The sequence below is a fragment of the Clostridium sp. UBA2485 genome (assembly GCF_002341865.1).
Taxonomy (GTDB): Bacteria; Bacillota; Clostridia; order Clostridiales; family Clostridiaceae; genus Clostridium_J.
In genome coordinates, this window is sequence record NZ_DDOV01000112.1 from 74,768 (window position 1) to 90,612 (window position 15,845).

Consider the following 15,845-nt stretch of genomic DNA (forward strand, 5'->3'; position numbering starts at 1 on the left):
CCTATTTGCGTAATATTTTTTCAAATAAGTTTTAAATTCGATTTTGAATAATAAAATATAAAAAAATAAGGACCTAATCACATAGGTACCAAATATCTTCTACCTTGCGATTAAGTCCTTCTGCTATTATTAACAAAGTTTCTGCATTGCCTTGTTTTATATTTTTCTCTATTGGATTATATGTGCTTTGACTTATGCCAAGCATTGCACAAAATTCCTTTTGATTCATCATATACTCTCTCATACGAATTTCTTTTAGTTTATTCTTTACCCCATGATACCACCCCTTAATAAATAATATTCGCTAAATGTATATTATTTCCTTTTTCGGGTGTAATTTAGAAAATACGAGAGGTGATTTTATGGAGTTATTAGAGATCGTTTCTATCGCACTAGTTGTATTATTCTTTTCAACGTTATTTTTGTTTTTGTATGTTCTATTTTGGTTGTTTGTATCCCTAATAATAGATTAAATAAAAAAGGTAGCCTAGTTTTCTAAGCTGCCTTTTTTAGATTCCTCATACTTTTGTTTAGCGACTTCTACAGGACAGATTTCAAATTCCTCTTCTGTTCTTAGGAAACATTCTTTATAAATACAATCTTTACAATTCATTGCTTTCTCTCCTTTTTATTTTTTATTATAATTATAGAATTAAAAGAACTTTTTAGCAAATAAAAAAAGGCAGCTCCTAACCTAAGTTAAGAACTACCTTCCACTACAACACATCTATATAATCACCATGTATATAACCACCATGTGATCCATAATAAATGTGTATCCAATCCCCTTCTTTTCTATATAATCTTATTTTTTCTCCATGTTGTAAAACACATAATATTTTGCTATTGGTGGATTTACCTTCTCTTACATTTAAACCGTCTTTGGCAGTTACAATGCCAGTTTTACCATCTAAAGAGTACCAATCGTTATTAGGCGTAGACTTACCTGTAACTCCTTCTACAATCGCACTAGCCAGTCTTTCTGCACCTACTTTTTTATATAGCTCCACATCTGCACTATCTATAAAGAATAGCTCTATTAACATTGCTTTAGCTTTTGTATTTCTTATTACATATAAATTGCTCCCGTTCTTAATTCCTCTATTATTAAAACCTAAAGCTGTTATGTTGTTTAAAATTTCCTGTGCTTCTGTAAATATATCATTATTATAGGTATATATTTCTGTTCCTTGTCCTCCTCCTGCATTTACATGTATGGATATAAATAAATCTACATTGTTAGAATTAGCCTTATTTACTCTATAGGATAAGCTTTCGTTTACACTATTTGCACTATCTATTGCACATTCTATAACCGCATGTCCTAAAGCTCTTAATTTAGATGTAACTATCTTCCCTACTTCTCTTGTAATGTCCTGTTCTTTAAGTCCATTTCCTATTGCTCCAGTATCATAACCTCTTATAGTGTGTCCATAATCTATACCTATTTTCAATTTCATTCCTCCTTCCTGATTTCTTTCTTATTTCCTTCTTTAAGTTGTAATAATGCTTCTTTTATTTTCTCTGGAATTGGTAAGCCTAGAGTTGCACAATTCTCTAGTAAACTAATTCCTTCGTTAGCAATGTAGAAATAACATACTAATGTTCTAAACACCCACGTTTCTGTATTTATAAGTCTATCAAGGCTTACTGCCACAATTAGAACTACAAATATTACTGCCTTTCGCGCTATTCCTTTAAGTCCTATATTGCTGGATAGCTCTTTATTTATATACCCTCTTAACAATCCCGTAATGTAGTCTAAAACCATAAATAAAATAAGGATACCTATTGCAGTATCCCATGTTCCAAATAGCCAAGTAAAAGCAGTTCCTATACTTGCTACTATTGTTTTTATTAAATTTTCTTTTTCCATATTACACCTCTCTTATAGGCAATAAAAAAAGACCTGTTACAGTCTGTTTCTTTGCCTTTAGTATTATAGTTATTTATTTAATTTTTTCTCAATAGCTAAAATCATATCTTCTTCTGTGCATAAAAATGCTAGTTCCTCTTTTTTAATTCTAAACATTCTATCTTCTCCATCTATGATAGCAGTTATTATTCTGCCATTATAATGCTCTTCAACTGCTCTAGTTGGTTGCCCTATTACTGGATTTTTAAATTGAACGCTTGAACTCTTTATAATAATTAACATATTAAATTTCCTCCGTAATTTCTTTTATTTCAATAATTTCTTCTATATCAAAATTATAGTTCTCACCTAACCAAGACTCTCCATTTTCTCGTTCAACTCCTTTAATTGACCAATCTTGAACGTTGTCATCATTTCTTGTACCTATTACAAGGCATTTATATAACCCTTCTTTTTCACACGTAACTTTCAATAAATCTCCAACTACTTCACCAAAGCCACGTCCAAAATGTTTATAACCATTCACCCATACATCAACATCTTTATTTAGGTATTTAAAGTAGTCAGGTAACTGCATTTCTACAATTTGTCCATCCTTCGTTGCTTCTATAGTATATCTATACAATGTATCTCCAGCTGTAGGGCTTTCTACTGCTCCGTGTCTAATTCTATGAGTTGCTTTTTTATTTGGGTTCGGATGAGGTATTTCAAAGTTTTTTGTACCTGTAACGGAAAACGAACCTGGTACAATCCAATTATTACCGCTAACTCCCAATACTCCCTCATAGCTATTTAGAGATTTAGTTGCTTGACCTATAGCTATTCCAAATAACCCTGAGCTGCTTGAATCTCTCCCTAAAGCAATGCTATTGATTCCACCTGCATTAGCATCCATCCCAATTGATATTGCACCAGCGCTTGTTGACTTAGCCCTATATCCTATAGAAATTGGGTTGTTATTTATTGCAACCGCTGTTTCAGCTTGCGTCCCAATTGCTATACCGTACTGACCATTGTTTAAAGAATTTGCACCTAAAGTGATATTGTCACTTTTTAAACCATGCGCATTTATATCTTTTTTATGCTCATTTATATTCAATTCATTTTCATTTAATTTGTTCTCAACTGTTTTGCTATCATTTGTTTTAATATCTTCTGCATTTAAAATAACTTCTCCTATCTTCCCATTAACACTAGCAACTTTACCTTCTCCGTCTTTACCTTTAAGAGAGTTTAAGAAATCTTCTTCTGTTCCTGTATTCCCTGCATCTAGCCACACTTGATAAGCTGACTTACCATCTTGACCGTCTTTGCCATCCTCGCCAGGTAATCCATCTTTCCCTGGCATGCCCTGTTCTCCTTGTAAACCTCTTTCTCCTTGAATTCCTTGAATACCCTGCTCTCCGTGTTCTCCCTGTTCTCCTTTAATTCTTCCGACATTAAGCCATTGCGTACCGTCCCATAAATATAAATCTTCACCTACAATATAAGTATCTCCAATTGTCCCAACAGGGTGTGTTTGTTGTAGTTCTTCTAAGCTATCATAACTACCTTTTATATTTATTCCTGTGCCTGGTTCTCCTTTTTCTCCTCTTTCTCCCTGTTCACCTTTTTCACCTTTCTCACCACGTTCGCCTTGAATACCCTGTAGTCCCTGTATGCCTTGTATTCCCTGCTCTCCTTGCTCCCCACGCTCTCCTTTTTCTCCTTGAGCACCTTGTAAGTCTACATAGATATACTCTTGCTCGTCCTCTCTTTTAACTCCTAGCTTTGTTCTGTCCCACTTAAACTCTAGCCCTACTCCTGCTTTCCCTGCGTTAGTTTGTAACCAGATTATCATGTCTGTAAGTGCTTTCCCTCTTATAGCATCATTTAAGTTTGTGTTGTTAATATCTCCAATTTGAGCTTGTAATTTTTGCAATGCATCTGAGTCCCCTACGTCCACAACTTCTGTTGTATAAATACTTTTCCTTATATAAAAATTAAACAATGTGCTAGTTAATATTTGTTCATCCTTATTCACCCTAATTTCACAATAACAACGTCCTGGTGCTGATATAGTATTTTTAGAGAGAACGCATTCAACTATTCCGTTTTTGGGGTCTTTTATGGTTGTCCCATTATCTTGCTTTTGTCTGCTAACTTTTCCATTAGGTTTAGCAAATAAAAATTCTACCTCTAACCCTGTTAGATCATAATTTTCAGTTCCATCAACTAGTTGAACTGTAAATACGTTGCTATTTATATCACCTTGTACAGCTTCTATTCCTGTGTGTTCCATAGGATGTTTTATATCTAATAATATATTAAACTCTTTTGGTTGCATATCATCCCTCCTTAATTAAAGACTCTTCCATCTATAGAGCCTAATATAACGTATGTCCCCGACATCTTTATTAAAATAACTCTCTTCCCAACTGACAATACTGCATTACCAAGATACCCGTACATCTTTTTACTTGGGATTGTCTCGCCATCAAACTGAACTTCATAATTTGCATATCCAGTAAATTTTTTAGTTATAACGCCAAGTTTATATTTTTCTTCATCTGTTTTCATATTCATCAAAAACTTTGTATTGTCCATGAATAACCTCCTGTATTAGATATACACAATCTTTTTACATTGATGCTCCATTGTGCCGCTAAAATTAATTCGCCATGATTTCTCTAAGTATTTAGAAGATACATCCATGCCTTTAACATCAACGAATAACATATTATCATTCGAGTGATGTGGCATAATTGATGTGCTAAAAGTAAATGTACTGTATATTTGACTATCATTGTAAGCAATTCGCTTTGTAACAGACTCCAAGGTTTGTTGATCGGGTATATTCTCTATCTTTTCTAGTTTAACAATCCTTCTGTTTCTATTAGGTATAGACGTTATGGATGATAAGGAGTTATTTTCATAGGTCGCAACTTTAGGTAAAGCTTCGGGGTTGGAGTATGTTACATGCCATACATTCGGGGCGTTAAACAAGTCTATTTCCTCAACCATATCAGGCGTTATTATGGATGTATCATCAGAGCGATAAGAATATTCAATCTCTCTTTTTGAAGGTTCTATATACTTATTCACTTGATAAACTCCATTATTATCAACCCATATTTTTTTATAGTTAATTTCTTCTAGTAGTTCATTTATAATTTGTAGTTTAGGTGTGCCTAAATCGAATTCTCTTTCCAAGGGTAATACTAATGAACTGTCCTCTATTTCTATTTGCGGTATACCAGCACTATTTATAATATCCTTTATCAAGTCTGTGTATTTCTTATTTTTATCATAAAATAATCTTTCTGTTATTTTGTCTTCTCTAAGAATTAGATTTTTGTCAAATAATTCTAATTCTCTTATCACTTGTGTACCGTTATATTTTCTATTTGGTGAGGAAATAAGAAAAACTCCTAAATTCCATTTTGCCACACCTCCGTCTGGCATTTTCAAATTAAATATTGGTCTTATCCTGTCATTAAGCCAGTCTATAGCTCTAAATTGCTTTTCTGGTACAGATACACTTCCAACCCTTTGGATTTGCGCTTCAGAATCAAATTGAATATGCCCGCTATCTTTTATTGCATCTAATTCACCAATTTTAACATCATACTTATTTAATAAGTCTACAGTTACAAAACCTTCTCTTGCACCATGTTTAAAATGCAGTTGATCTATTATATCTTGTGTTCTATAACCATCAACACCTAAATCAACCATTGAATTCCTCCTTGTAGTCTGTTTCTATTAAATTCATCTGTACTGAGTATCCTCCTATATTAGTGCTACGAATATCTATTCCATTTTCTACGGTGCAATATATTTTTTTGTAGTTATCTCTATAAAGTAAAACAGAATTGCTGTTATATAAATCTTCTACAAGCTTTAATTGTTGCTCTCTTATAAAGAATGTTAACGAATAGGAATTTCTTTTAAAGTTGTTAATCTTCTTAACGGGGTGTTGTCTGCCCTCAAAATAAAGATAATCACCTTCATTTATTAAATTGTAGTTTCTTTTTAACGGTTCATCAAAATTGCTTTTTATCTGTAGTACCTTAGATAGGTCATTAACGCTAGCTAGTATTGGGTATTTAAGATAAGTTTCAATTAAGGCTCGTTTGCTATCTGTAAATTCTTCTGATAATACAGCTCTGACAAAGTAAACATATCTTGCATTGCCTTTAATTGCGTAGTCTTTATAATTATTTTCCTTAGTTTGTCCTACTATTTTAAATTCTTTTTCTTCATATAATCTACGATATATTAAGAAGTAATCCCCATTAGCATTAAATCTTATATGTGTAAAATCACCTGCGGATTGAATTATTATATTAAATGGTTCCTTAGGTGTAGTTGAAATAGTAAATACCTTAGTACCCCAATTAGAGAACAAGTCAAATTCATTCTTTATACGGACACGCGCCGTATAATTGCCATTCTCCATGAATATAGGCACCTTATAAGTTTTATTGCTTAAAGATGCAATAGAGCCACTATCATGAATTACTTCTCCTTTAGAATTTAATATTTGTACTTGATATACTTGTTGATATGTCGCAGTCCATGTAACAATCGGTCTAGCGCCTTCTTGAACAACAGTTACAACTGGAGCTTTGGGTAACCCTAAGGCATTGAATGATACAGCCTCAGACCAAGGTGACCATTCGCCATATATATTAGAAGTCCTTATTTGCCATTCATTTTTCCCTGTTTCAAGTTTGTGTTGCGTTGACGTTAATGATATTTCTTGTTGAGAATAAGTTGAACTAGAATAAGCAGTATACCAATTACCTAATTCATGCTTAATTCTAATTTCAACGCCATGTTGCTTATCTAATAATCCAAGTTTCCTGTCTTTTATGCCAGTATTATATTTCCATTCAAATATTACGTTTTCTTGGTTATTAACATATATATTTATAGGGTTATATAGTGTAGGTTTTAAAGGTATAGCATCCTCATAAAATACATCAATGTACGGAATATAACCACTTTCAGAGCTTCCCCAAATATCAAATCTAGATTGGTCAAATGAACCATTACTTCCTTCTAAAAACATCCCATATTTTAATTCGGAATTAATCTGCATATCTATGGCCATTTCATTCCATATTCTCGTCTTTTTCCATCTATTCGCTAGACCATTCTCAACTCTTGCAAGCCTATTTCTATTCTCTGTGTTTTCTAAATTTAAAGATGGTATGTTTTTAGATGTTACAGTATTTACATTCCAAGATGAAGATATCCCAAAAACTCTGAACTCACTATAATCATTATCAGTTAATGATTGGCTATACATATTAAGTTCTATATATTCGATATTTTTAAATCTTAAATCACTAAAATCAACATCTAATAATATACTTCTGTAAGATTTATCTCCGTTGCTTTCTTGTCGCTCTCCGCTTTCAAGATAATTACGTCCATTATAATTAGTGTTACTAGAACCATATCCACCTCCAACTCTATCTCCATCAATATAGGTATCAGCTTTGATTGTATAACGTTTTGTAGCCATATTTTACCCCCTTCCATAAGCCCTCGCAGTTTGTTTATATTCCTTAGCCATACGAACGACAGAATTAAATTCTTCTACGTTTTTGGCGTCTATGGTTATATAAATATTGTCCCCTCCACCAAAGCCACCATTACCATTTATATAAGGGTTTTGGCTTTTAGGTATTACCGCTTCTCCTTCGTGTAGTTCTGCGACATATCTATCTCTAGGTACTCGCTTTATACCTGTGGCATGGCTACCAGCTATTTGTCTATAAGCTCCTTGCCCAGTTTGATTAATTGTGTTCCTCATCTTATCCGCTTGCCCTGTCATACTGTTAGACATAGTGTTCATAGTCTGGTTGACCTGTTCTCCTCTACCTATCAATATGTTAATCATAGCAAGTAACCCTGCAATCGCTGCTGATACTCCTATAATTATCAATGCAGTCTTAGCAAGAGTTAAGTTTAAACCTCCAAAAGTTTGATTAAATACCCCTGTCATCTTAGATACACTCGATATTATCTTAGCTATACTCCCCAACACTAGAGTTAACGTTCCTGCTATAGCTACAACTGCTAGCAATGGTTTAGGTATAGCAGCTATAACATCAACGAATACAGCGGCGATTTTAACTACAGGATCAAACCACTCTCCAAGCTCTGTAAGTTTAATCTTTAGTCTGTTAACTGCCGCACTAAATTCTTCAGCTGGTGTTGTAATTTTCTCTAGTGCTTGATCTGCAAACCCTGTAGAGTTTGCGATTTTGTCCATACTTTCCTTGTACATATCAGCTCCGCTACCTGTTAATACAAGCACGCCATTTAATGCATTAATATTACCGAATAAGTTTCCTACAGATTCCGTGTTCCCTCTAGTCTTTTTGTTTACATCTTCGAGAAATCCGCTTAGGCCTTTTGTTTTTAATGCAGTCTCATTGAATTGTAACCCAAGTTTTTTAGCCTCTTTTCTAGCTTCAGCAGTCGGGTTAATTACTGCTGACAATATACCTCTTAATCCAGTTATAGCCTGCGCTGAGTCTATACCACTTTGTGTCATTGTAGCAATAGCCGCAAATAAATCTATTATAGGAACTTGTGCCTGTGCTGCGAGCCCTGCTATACGACCGAACGACTCTCCTAATTCTCCTACTGTTATTTTACCAACTTCTTGAGTTTTAACTAATTGGTCTACTAGTTTAGTTGAATCCTTTACACTTAATCCATATGAGTTTATAAGAGTAGTTAAAATATCAACCGCAACAGCGTTTTCTGTAAATCCTACCTTTGATAGTCTAGTAGCATCAGTTAATAACCCTATAGCTTCACTTGATTGTATTCCAGAAGATAAAGTATTATACAATCCCTCAGCTACTTCTGTACTCGCAACGTTAAAGTCAGCTGATATTTGAAGCACCTCTTTGCCCATATCTTTAAAAGATACTGAACTCTCATCCATTATCGTGCGCGCCATGGCCATGTTTTTAGCAAAATCGGCTTGAAATTTGATAGCTGCGGCTCCAACAGTTGCCATTATACCGCCAACCATTTGCATTTTACTACCAACATCATCAAGGCTTAATCCTACACTTTCCATTGATGAACTGAAGTCTTGTGCTGCTGTTCTAGCTTGGCCCATTCTAGTATTTTGAAATTCTAATTCCCTGCTTAAATCCTTAACTTCCGTTTCCATTTTGCTCATAGCAGTTTCAGCGTTGTTAAGCTCTATTCTTTTATTTGCGATAGCTTTCGCATTCTTATTTTCAGCATTAGTTAACTCATTTAATTGTTGCCTAAGAATTGCCACCTTATCTTTCTGTATGTTCATTTTCTGTACAGCATGGTCATATTGTAATCCTAGCTTATCAACCGCACTCCCTGTTTTGCTAGCCTGTTCCATTTGTTTACGGAACTCTGAGTTCAGAAGTGCCATTTGTTTACTAGTACCCGATACTCCTGCTTTAACACTGTCGTAATTGAAGTCCAGGACAATCGAACGTCTATATCCTTTAAAGCCTGCCATTTCACACCTCCTCTATACGAATCCAGGTATATCTTTCATGCTATTTATAACCTCCGGTTCTCCGAATTGATACTCATTATTTTGAATTTGTTCATGCATTAATAAAACCGTCATAACTTTAGCTACACTCGAACGTAAATATTCCTCTTCACTTCTTTTTAGTTCTATGCAAAATTTGTAGTATAACAAATCATAATCTATTGCATTGTTGCCTTCATCAACATGTTTCTGTCCACTTCTCGTTGTATCTTTTTTTTTAATAGTTCTTCATCCATTTCATGGCTCTCTATAACTTTTCCAAGAACAACATTGACCATATCTATACCGCCGCCAACAATTATAGCTTGCGCTTCTTCGTATTCCACTGTAAAATCCATAACTTTCATTCCACAATGTAATATCATGGACGCAAGTGTATAAGGTTCTGTTTTGTACATTTCTGATAATACAGTTAAATCCCCGTATTCTTCCTGTAATAATAAGAACGTCTCCACTCCAAAGGCTGCCTTTTTTGTTGTTCCGTCTTCAAACTCCATCACTAGCGGATATATAGGTTTAACTTTCGATACTTTAACTTTCATACTTCCTCCTTGTTTCTGGGCATAATAAAAGCACCTACATAAAGTAAGTGCTTTAAATCTACTATTTAATTATTCTTCAAGCAGCTGACTAGCCCAAAATTTACTTGCTACATTTCTTATTCCATCTGTTGTTACAGTGTCCCATTTTATTTTTTTAAAATCCTCTTTTTTAATTGTTATAATGCATCCAACTTCTGGTCTTACATTCCCATAAGAATCCACTACATTCATCACCCACTGAAAGGAAATATTATCTTGTGGCATATTCATAAATTCAGTATCATTTACTAGTTCCTTCATCATTTTTATTGTTTCTAGTATACATCTTTCACTGCTATATTTATACATAGTTAAAAATACCGTTTTCTCAGTTTCATTTGTCTTGAGGTCTGTAACTATATTTTTCCTACTGCTGTTTCCTCCAAGTGTATCAATCGCTGTAACTGCTATATACTGATCCAAGTTTAGTTTATCTCTCCTTGTTATATTATTATAACGAACTGTTACAATAATTATCACTGTAATAGAGATAACAATTATTGCCGCCGATACAATCATAATAGTATTAAAAACTTTTGATGTTTTCTTATTATCTCTATCTGGTGTTTTATTATCTATGTTGCCTTTCATAAAATCCCCTCCCTTACTTAAATTTTACAATAAGTTTAAAGTAAAGGATAGGGTTTATTTTATTTACCTAAATCTACACCAGTACTCCCTGGAACACTTAAAAACCATTTGTCTTGCATTTCCTTTGTGAATGCAAGGTCAGCACTGTCTGCAAATTTTCGTATTTCTTCATCATGTTCGCGTGGTACAAACTCAATTGTCACCGAGTCTGTGCTAAAGTTTATGTTATCCGTTTGTTGTTGCACCGTACTTGCATACGGTTGAGGTCTGCCTTTAAGTAGCCATATATATTCGTCAGTGTCTCCTGTTTGCTCTACTAGATAGCCTAGAGCAATTTCTTTTGCTTCGTCTCCAGCTTTATCCGTTGCAACTCCATTTTCGTAGGTAATCCCTAGTATTTCTGTTCTTACATCAATAGGCAATTTGTTTATGTCTGCCACTACTGTAAGACCTGTAAGTTTTCCGATTACTTCTTGCTTAATTCCATCACCGTAAAGTGTTCCGCTCGAAACACTTGGTGTAACTTGTATCTGCATTGCTTTTGCAAATGGTTTAACTGGCCCATATTCAACAGTTTGTGTATCATCTTTTGTTAGGATTGCATACACCATATTCTTAACATTTATTCTTGCTGTTTTTTTAACTTCTGCTGCCATTACATTACCTCACTTTCTATATAACTAAAAGTCATTACTTTGTGGTAAAGCTTCATAGACCCAATATCCTCAATGGTGTCAGCTTGCATTGAGTCGGGTACAAACCCTTTTGCTTTCATTAGCTTCTTAATTTGTTTTGCTAGTTGGGTGTAGTCCGTCGTAGAGAAAATATCTATCTGACAAGTTCCGCCCTCTAGTTCTTCTTCTCCGTCTCCATACAGAAGACCGCCTTCATCAAAAAAATGAAAAGAGACTGCGTGACCGCAATCTCCTATTTTAGGGCGTGTTTGCCATTCTATTGGTATTCCTAAAGGTTTAAGGGTTTCATATACTGTATTAATCATCCTAACCACCTACTTAACTCTTCATCTATAATAGCTTCTATCTCTGCGTCGCTTTCCGCAATGCTTCTATCCATGAAGTGTGTGGCATCTGTCTTGTAAGTTCCATCATTCACTAGATGCCACTTACGGCCAGTCTTTTTGCCACCTCTTACTCTTGCTACATAATCACCATCTTTATCTTTCCTTACGCTAACTTGTATATCATCTACCATATGCTTATAAGCAGTTTTACTTATTTTACTTCTCTTTAAGTTCTTTTTTACATTTTTTCTTAATGCATTAGCCCCTTTTCTTAAAATTCTCTTTTGTACTTCTATGCTTTCAGTTGGCAACTTACCTATAGTTACATCAAATTGGTCATCGTTTACTTTAAATGCCGACATTCTTCACCTCACTTGCTAGAATTATAGTCCACATCTTAGAGTTATCTAATGGATAAACTGCATTAATATCATATAAAGTTTCTTCACTTAATAGCTTCATTTCTGTGTTAATATCTGTTCTATATCTAATATAAAATTTTACTGAGTTTTCGGCGTTAACTGCTTTAGCTGCCCAAAACTCCTTGCCTCTTAGATGTTCTTTCTTTGACCATAACTCCGTGAAAATATCATACTCTGGTTCAAGTGGTTGAACAGGGCCATCAACTTCTTTTCGTGTTTTTATAATTATGTGGTCATGCAAGGGTTTTTCTAAATCCCACGTAACTTGACGTTTATCCTTCAAGCGTTTTCACCCCCTCCATTAGCTGGAGTCTTAGAATTTCACTTTGAAAATTCTCTTCAAAGTACTCCAACCCATTATTGTAAGCGTACCTACAATAGTCCATTAATAAACTCTTTGGAAGGTCTTCCACTGAAAAGTCTAACTCTGTACCTGTTAACCCTTGCAGATAATTCTTGCCTCTGTTAATATACCCTGTTATGTCCTTATCTTCTGAATTCCATGTTATTTTAAGGTAACTCTTTACTTCTTCTAATATAATAAATCACCTACTTATTCTAAAAAAATAAAGGGCAATTAAGCCCCTTTTATTTATGCTTTAGTACCACCTGGAAATTCAGCTGCATTTGTAACATATACTTGCTGTACAGTTGGTTTTAGATTGGTTATATCGAGAAGAATGAAGGAATTGTTGTCCTTTGGTTGTCCATGTCCATAGAATTTTGTTAAGTAGATTCTTTCGTCTTCCAAGAATCTATATTCATCAGAGAATTCAATTTTGCCACTCTTACCTGTTCCGGCTGCCATTAAATATCTCTTCCCAAGACCAATTATTGCTTCATTCTCTGCTATTCTGGAAGATTGAATAACCGTTGTAGGGAATGGGAATACATTCATTGTATATGTTCCATCTGCACTCCTTGGTGTAGTTGCTGGCATTATCTTTTTCAAATAGTCCTTTGGATTTACAACTAATATAACACTTTCAACCACTCTAGTGTGTCCATTCTCTGTTTCTGTAAGTGTAGCTAATAAATTTCCGTAAGAAATAGGGTCTAATGAATTTAATTTAACTTTAGTTTTGTCGGGATATCCATTTGTTTGGTCTATTGAACCCGCTAAATTCTTTCTCATTCCAATAGGTTCATGTAGGTTAGCAGTTTGACCTTTGCCGTTTAAAACACCATCTTCTAAACCTAGATATAAAGCTTCAGATAGAATTGTTCTAACATATCTATCTAACCATGCTGGCCCTAAATCCAACATTGCTTTACATACAGGTAAGAATGCAGAAAGTTTATTTTGTTGTAAGTCAATCTTCTTAAATCCAGAAGTTAATTCTTTTATGATTTCAGCGCAAAGTGGTGACCACGTAGCTAATTGGTCGGTATTTGCATTTAACAACCACTCTGTAACTGCTCCTGCATTTTGGAAGTCAATAGCATCTAGCAATGGGTGGCTTGTTGTTAAATCAGTAAAGACATCATCTATTACAGTTTTAGGCATCACTACGTCTAGGCTTGTTAATGCTTGTTGTGGATTATTAGATCTCATCGCCTCGATTACTTTTTGGTAATATTTATTTTCTTCGGATGTTAATTGCCTAACTCCTCTGTTAGCTAATACTTGTGTATCAACTGCATTCATTACGCCTCTCGCTTCTTGCAACACAGATTGGTGAATATTCTCTGCAAAGTCTGTAAATGCTTTTGCAAACTCTTCTTGATTACCTTCCGTTGCTGCTTGGGATAATTTTTGCATAATTTCTGCTTTCTTTTGGTTTTGTGCATCTAGGTTTATCATAATATCAATCTCTCCTTTTAAAATAAAAATTAGCGGTACAATGCCGCTATCAAATTTAATACTTTATTTTCTTTTTCTTGCTCTTTAGGTTCTTCTTGTGTTTCTTCAACTTGTTGCTCTTCTTGAGTTTCTTCTTTAGTTTCTTGTACAACTTGATCTAGTTTTTCTTTTTCACTTTGCTTTATCATAGTCATAAGCCCTCTTTTTACATTTTGACTAGCCTTATTGCTTACACTATCAGCTATAATAGATGTAGCGAATCCCATTTTCAGTGCTTCTTCTGCATTTAACCAAGTTTCATTGTCTAGTAGTTCTCTTAATTCTTCCTCTGTTATATTAACTATGTTCATATAAGCATTAATTGAAGCTTTAGTTATTTTCTCTAGATCATCAGCCTGTTTTCTGAAATCCTTAGCATTCCCGGCGGCTGTAGTCCAAGCATTATGAATCATCAATAAAGATGTATCGTAAACAATTCTTTCATCTCCTGCTGAAAATATAACTGATGCTATACTGCAAGCAAATGGATCAGCATAAGTTCTTATTTTTGCATTATGCCTTTTTAATTCATTGCTAATAGCTAACCCCTCTCCTACTTCTCCACCATAAGAATTGATATAAACATTAATATAATCCACATCTTGTAATTCCTGTAGCCTTCTCGATAAATTATAGCTTGATACATCGCTCTCTGCCCATGGCCAAGAAGTTATATCACCATAAATATAAATATCTGCTTCATTATTGTTTTGTACTAAAGAATAATATTTTTTCAATTTTCTCACCACCTTCTATGGATTCAATTAATTTAATAGTGTCTTTTAATTTTCACTATCTAACCCTCCTCTAAATTCCTCAACTGATTGATAATTTTTAGTTATGAATCTCTCATTTGCCCATTCTTCATTTATAGGTTCTCTACCAATCATTCTTAAGTTGTCATTGATTGTGTTTACTGCTGATCTAAACAATATATCTAATGATGAAGCCATTTCCTTGATGCTTAATACTTTAATTCTTGTTGTGTCTAATTTAACATAGCTCTTTTGTAAATAAGCTTCTTTCTTATAATATTTCCTGTTAATTTCTGTAGTTATTATGTCAGCTATAGGATTAACTCTAAACGTCAAGAAAGTATTAATTACACCATCTGTATCAGCAACAGTGCCTTTTAATAGTTGTGGTGGTATTTGAAACCCCATAGCCACAAAATCGAATATATCATCAACTAATTGTCTTATGTCCCTGGAGTCTATGCTCCCTTTATACCCTGTACTGGATAAGTCAGTATACTTAATCCCATTAGTTAATGGAACTACCGCTCCACCTTCTGCTTCAAAGAACTTTTTAAACTTATTTCCTAACAAGTCTTGTAATTCTTGTTGATGTTTTGGTGTTTGTGGGTAGCTAGTCGGAACATCTAACACCCCTCTTTTAGCATTGCTACGTTTATAATTATCACGTGAATAAGCTATTAAACTTCCATAGCTTTCATATATGCCGTTTACGATCATACTAATTCTGCTGTCATGGAGCTTGAACCGTAATACCTGATTTTCGTAAAATGTATCAGATAATTCATAACCATCAACTACTACACTTTTATATACATTCTCTTTTAAAGCATACTTTTCAATATTCCATGAGTCAGCGACATAAAACATATTATTAGTTTGTACCACTAGAGCCTCATTCTCATAGACCATTTTCGAAATTACTTTCGACCAAAATTCAGCCGAATTGTAATTCTGATTAGGTTCTATATTAAATAAATAATAGTTAGACCCTTTTGTTTCGGTTCCCTTGTCAAAGGTTATAAATTCGCTTTGTGATATAGCTGCTGCTATTAGATTTATACATGACTGAACTGCTAATTCTCTGAAAAATATCTCTGTAGCTATATCACGACAATATGCATCTAACTCAATAGACCCACCATGCTTATTAAAAAGCTTTCTAAACCAATCCGTTAATACCATTTATTCACCCCCTTTT

Annotated in this window: 21 protein-coding genes; all 21 read right to left on the reverse strand. The window is 34.1% G+C overall.

Translation table 11 applies throughout. From position 1 onward, the window contains the following. Positions 1-73: 73 nt before the first annotated feature. Entirely contained in the window at positions 74-292 is a 219-nt protein-coding gene (locus B3603_RS20735) for a helix-turn-helix transcriptional regulator (protein ID WP_291568640.1), read from the reverse strand. 195 nt (positions 293-487) lie between these two features. Further along, positions 488-613, reverse strand: a complete 126-nt coding sequence (locus B3603_RS20740; RefSeq protein WP_291568517.1) for a hypothetical protein — start codon at positions 611-613, stop codon at positions 488-490. A gap of 103 nt (positions 614-716) precedes the next feature. Then, on the reverse strand, positions 717-1,454 hold the full coding sequence (locus B3603_RS20745) for an N-acetylmuramoyl-L-alanine amidase (RefSeq protein WP_291568520.1): 738 nt from the start codon (positions 1,452-1,454) through the stop codon (positions 717-719). Between the two features lie 2 nt (positions 1,455-1,456). Continuing rightward, on the reverse strand, positions 1,457-1,876 hold the full coding sequence (locus B3603_RS20750) for a phage holin family protein (RefSeq protein WP_291568521.1): 420 nt from the start codon (positions 1,874-1,876) through the stop codon (positions 1,457-1,459). Positions 1,877-1,945: 69 nt separating this feature from the next. Next, positions 1,946-2,158 carry a hypothetical protein gene (locus B3603_RS20755; protein WP_291568523.1) on the reverse strand — a complete coding sequence of 71 codons (213 nt, stop codon included), beginning with the start codon at positions 2,156-2,158 and terminating at the stop codon, positions 1,946-1,948. Position 2,159: 1 nt separating this feature from the next. Then, complete coding sequence (locus B3603_RS20760) at positions 2,160-4,202, reverse strand: BppU family phage baseplate upper protein (protein WP_291568525.1); 2,043 nt, start codon at positions 4,200-4,202, stop codon at positions 2,160-2,162. A gap of 11 nt (positions 4,203-4,213) precedes the next feature. Next, positions 4,214-4,462 (reverse strand): hypothetical protein, encoded by a 249-nt coding sequence (locus B3603_RS20765; protein ID WP_291568527.1) that lies wholly within the window; start codon positions 4,460-4,462, stop codon positions 4,214-4,216. A 15-nt stretch (positions 4,463-4,477) separates the two neighbouring features. Then, positions 4,478-5,593, reverse strand: a complete 1,116-nt coding sequence (locus tag B3603_RS20770; RefSeq protein WP_291568529.1) for a hypothetical protein — start codon at positions 5,591-5,593, stop codon at positions 4,478-4,480. Next, positions 5,586-7,391: a DNRLRE domain-containing protein gene (locus B3603_RS20775; protein ID WP_291568532.1), complete on the reverse strand. Its 1,806-nt coding sequence runs from the start codon at positions 7,389-7,391 to the stop codon at positions 5,586-5,588. Before B3603_RS20775 ends, B3603_RS20770 begins: the two co-directional genes overlap by 8 nt. 3 nt (positions 7,392-7,394) lie before the next feature. Next, positions 7,395-9,392: a phage tail tape measure protein gene (locus tag B3603_RS20780; RefSeq protein WP_291568535.1), complete on the reverse strand. Its 1,998-nt coding sequence runs from the start codon at positions 9,390-9,392 to the stop codon at positions 7,395-7,397. 12 nt (positions 9,393-9,404) lie between these two features. Further along, complete coding sequence (locus B3603_RS20785) at positions 9,405-9,581, reverse strand: hypothetical protein (protein ID WP_291568536.1); 177 nt, start codon at positions 9,579-9,581, stop codon at positions 9,405-9,407. A gap of 8 nt (positions 9,582-9,589) precedes the next feature. Next, complete coding sequence (locus B3603_RS20790) at positions 9,590-9,973, reverse strand: hypothetical protein (protein ID WP_291568538.1); 384 nt, start codon at positions 9,971-9,973, stop codon at positions 9,590-9,592. Between the two features lie 69 nt (positions 9,974-10,042). Continuing rightward, positions 10,043-10,603, reverse strand: coding sequence for a hypothetical protein (locus B3603_RS20795; RefSeq protein ID WP_291568541.1), 561 nt, complete (start codon positions 10,601-10,603; stop codon positions 10,043-10,045). Between the two features lie 59 nt (positions 10,604-10,662). Continuing rightward, positions 10,663-11,259, reverse strand: coding sequence for a major tail protein (locus B3603_RS20800; protein WP_291568543.1), 597 nt, complete (start codon positions 11,257-11,259; stop codon positions 10,663-10,665). Continuing rightward, entirely contained in the window at positions 11,259-11,603 is a 345-nt protein-coding gene (locus tag B3603_RS20805) for a hypothetical protein (protein ID WP_291568545.1), read from the reverse strand. Before B3603_RS20805 ends, B3603_RS20800 begins: the two co-directional genes overlap by 1 nt. Further along, positions 11,600-11,986, reverse strand: a complete 387-nt coding sequence (locus B3603_RS20810; RefSeq protein ID WP_291568547.1) for an HK97-gp10 family putative phage morphogenesis protein — start codon at positions 11,984-11,986, stop codon at positions 11,600-11,602. The genes B3603_RS20805 and B3603_RS20810 overlap by 4 nt, the downstream gene beginning before the upstream one ends. Beyond that, the gene (locus B3603_RS20815) at positions 11,973-12,329 is read right to left on the reverse strand and encodes a phage head closure protein (RefSeq protein ID WP_291568550.1); all 357 of its coding nucleotides are present in this window, start codon (positions 12,327-12,329) and stop codon (positions 11,973-11,975) included. The genes B3603_RS20810 and B3603_RS20815 overlap by 14 nt, the downstream gene beginning before the upstream one ends. Continuing rightward, on the reverse strand, positions 12,319-12,588 hold the full coding sequence (locus B3603_RS20820) for a head-tail connector protein (protein WP_349676837.1): 270 nt from the start codon (positions 12,586-12,588) through the stop codon (positions 12,319-12,321). The genes B3603_RS20815 and B3603_RS20820 overlap by 11 nt, the downstream gene beginning before the upstream one ends. Before the next feature lie 50 nt (positions 12,589-12,638). Next, positions 12,639-13,850: a phage major capsid protein gene (locus tag B3603_RS20825; protein ID WP_291568552.1), complete on the reverse strand. Its 1,212-nt coding sequence runs from the start codon at positions 13,848-13,850 to the stop codon at positions 12,639-12,641. 29 nt (positions 13,851-13,879) lie between these two features. Continuing rightward, the gene (locus B3603_RS20830; protein WP_291568555.1) at positions 13,880-14,626 is read right to left on the reverse strand and encodes a head maturation protease, ClpP-related; all 747 of its coding nucleotides are present in this window, start codon (positions 14,624-14,626) and stop codon (positions 13,880-13,882) included. Between the two features lie 45 nt (positions 14,627-14,671). After that, positions 14,672-15,829: a phage portal protein gene (locus B3603_RS20835; RefSeq protein ID WP_291568557.1), complete on the reverse strand. Its 1,158-nt coding sequence runs from the start codon at positions 15,827-15,829 to the stop codon at positions 14,672-14,674. Positions 15,830-15,845 lie beyond the last annotated feature (16 nt).

Excerpts from the sequence above, each read along its gene's own strand:
- B3603_RS20790 (WP_291568538.1), bottom strand. The coding sequence starts at position 9,973 with ATGAAAGTTAAAGTATCGAAAGTTAAACCTATATATCCGCTAGTGATG.
- B3603_RS20805 (WP_291568545.1), bottom strand. The coding sequence starts at position 11,603 with ATGATTAATACAGTATATGAAACCCTTAAACCTTTAGGAATACCAATA.
- B3603_RS20795 (WP_291568541.1), bottom strand. The coding sequence starts at position 10,603 with ATGAAAGGCAACATAGATAATAAAACACCAGATAGAGATAATAAGAAA.
- B3603_RS20835 (WP_291568557.1), bottom strand. The coding sequence starts at position 15,829 with ATGGTATTAACGGATTGGTTTAGAAAGCTTTTTAATAAGCATGGTGGG.
- B3603_RS20755 (WP_291568523.1), bottom strand. The coding sequence starts at position 2,158 with ATGTTAATTATTATAAAGAGTTCAAGCGTTCAATTTAAAAATCCAGTA.
- B3603_RS20760 (WP_291568525.1), bottom strand. The coding sequence starts at position 4,202 with ATGCAACCAAAAGAGTTTAATATATTATTAGATATAAAACATCCTATG.
- B3603_RS20770 (WP_291568529.1), bottom strand. The coding sequence starts at position 5,593 with ATGGTTGATTTAGGTGTTGATGGTTATAGAACACAAGATATAATAGAT.
- B3603_RS20775 (WP_291568532.1), bottom strand. The coding sequence starts at position 7,391 with ATGGCTACAAAACGTTATACAATCAAAGCTGATACCTATATTGATGGA.
- B3603_RS20825 (WP_291568552.1), bottom strand. The coding sequence starts at position 13,850 with ATGATAAACCTAGATGCACAAAACCAAAAGAAAGCAGAAATTATGCAA.
- B3603_RS20800 (WP_291568543.1), bottom strand. The coding sequence starts at position 11,259 with ATGGCAGCAGAAGTTAAAAAAACAGCAAGAATAAATGTTAAGAATATG.
- B3603_RS20780 (WP_291568535.1), bottom strand. The coding sequence starts at position 9,392 with ATGGCAGGCTTTAAAGGATATAGACGTTCGATTGTCCTGGACTTCAAT.
- B3603_RS20810 (WP_291568547.1), bottom strand. The coding sequence starts at position 11,986 with ATGTCGGCATTTAAAGTAAACGATGACCAATTTGATGTAACTATAGGT.
- B3603_RS20740 (WP_291568517.1), bottom strand. The coding sequence starts at position 613 with ATGAATTGTAAAGATTGTATTTATAAAGAATGTTTCCTAAGAACAGAA.
- B3603_RS20750 (WP_291568521.1), bottom strand. The coding sequence starts at position 1,876 with ATGGAAAAAGAAAATTTAATAAAAACAATAGTAGCAAGTATAGGAACT.
- B3603_RS20765 (WP_291568527.1), bottom strand. The coding sequence starts at position 4,462 with ATGGACAATACAAAGTTTTTGATGAATATGAAAACAGATGAAGAAAAA.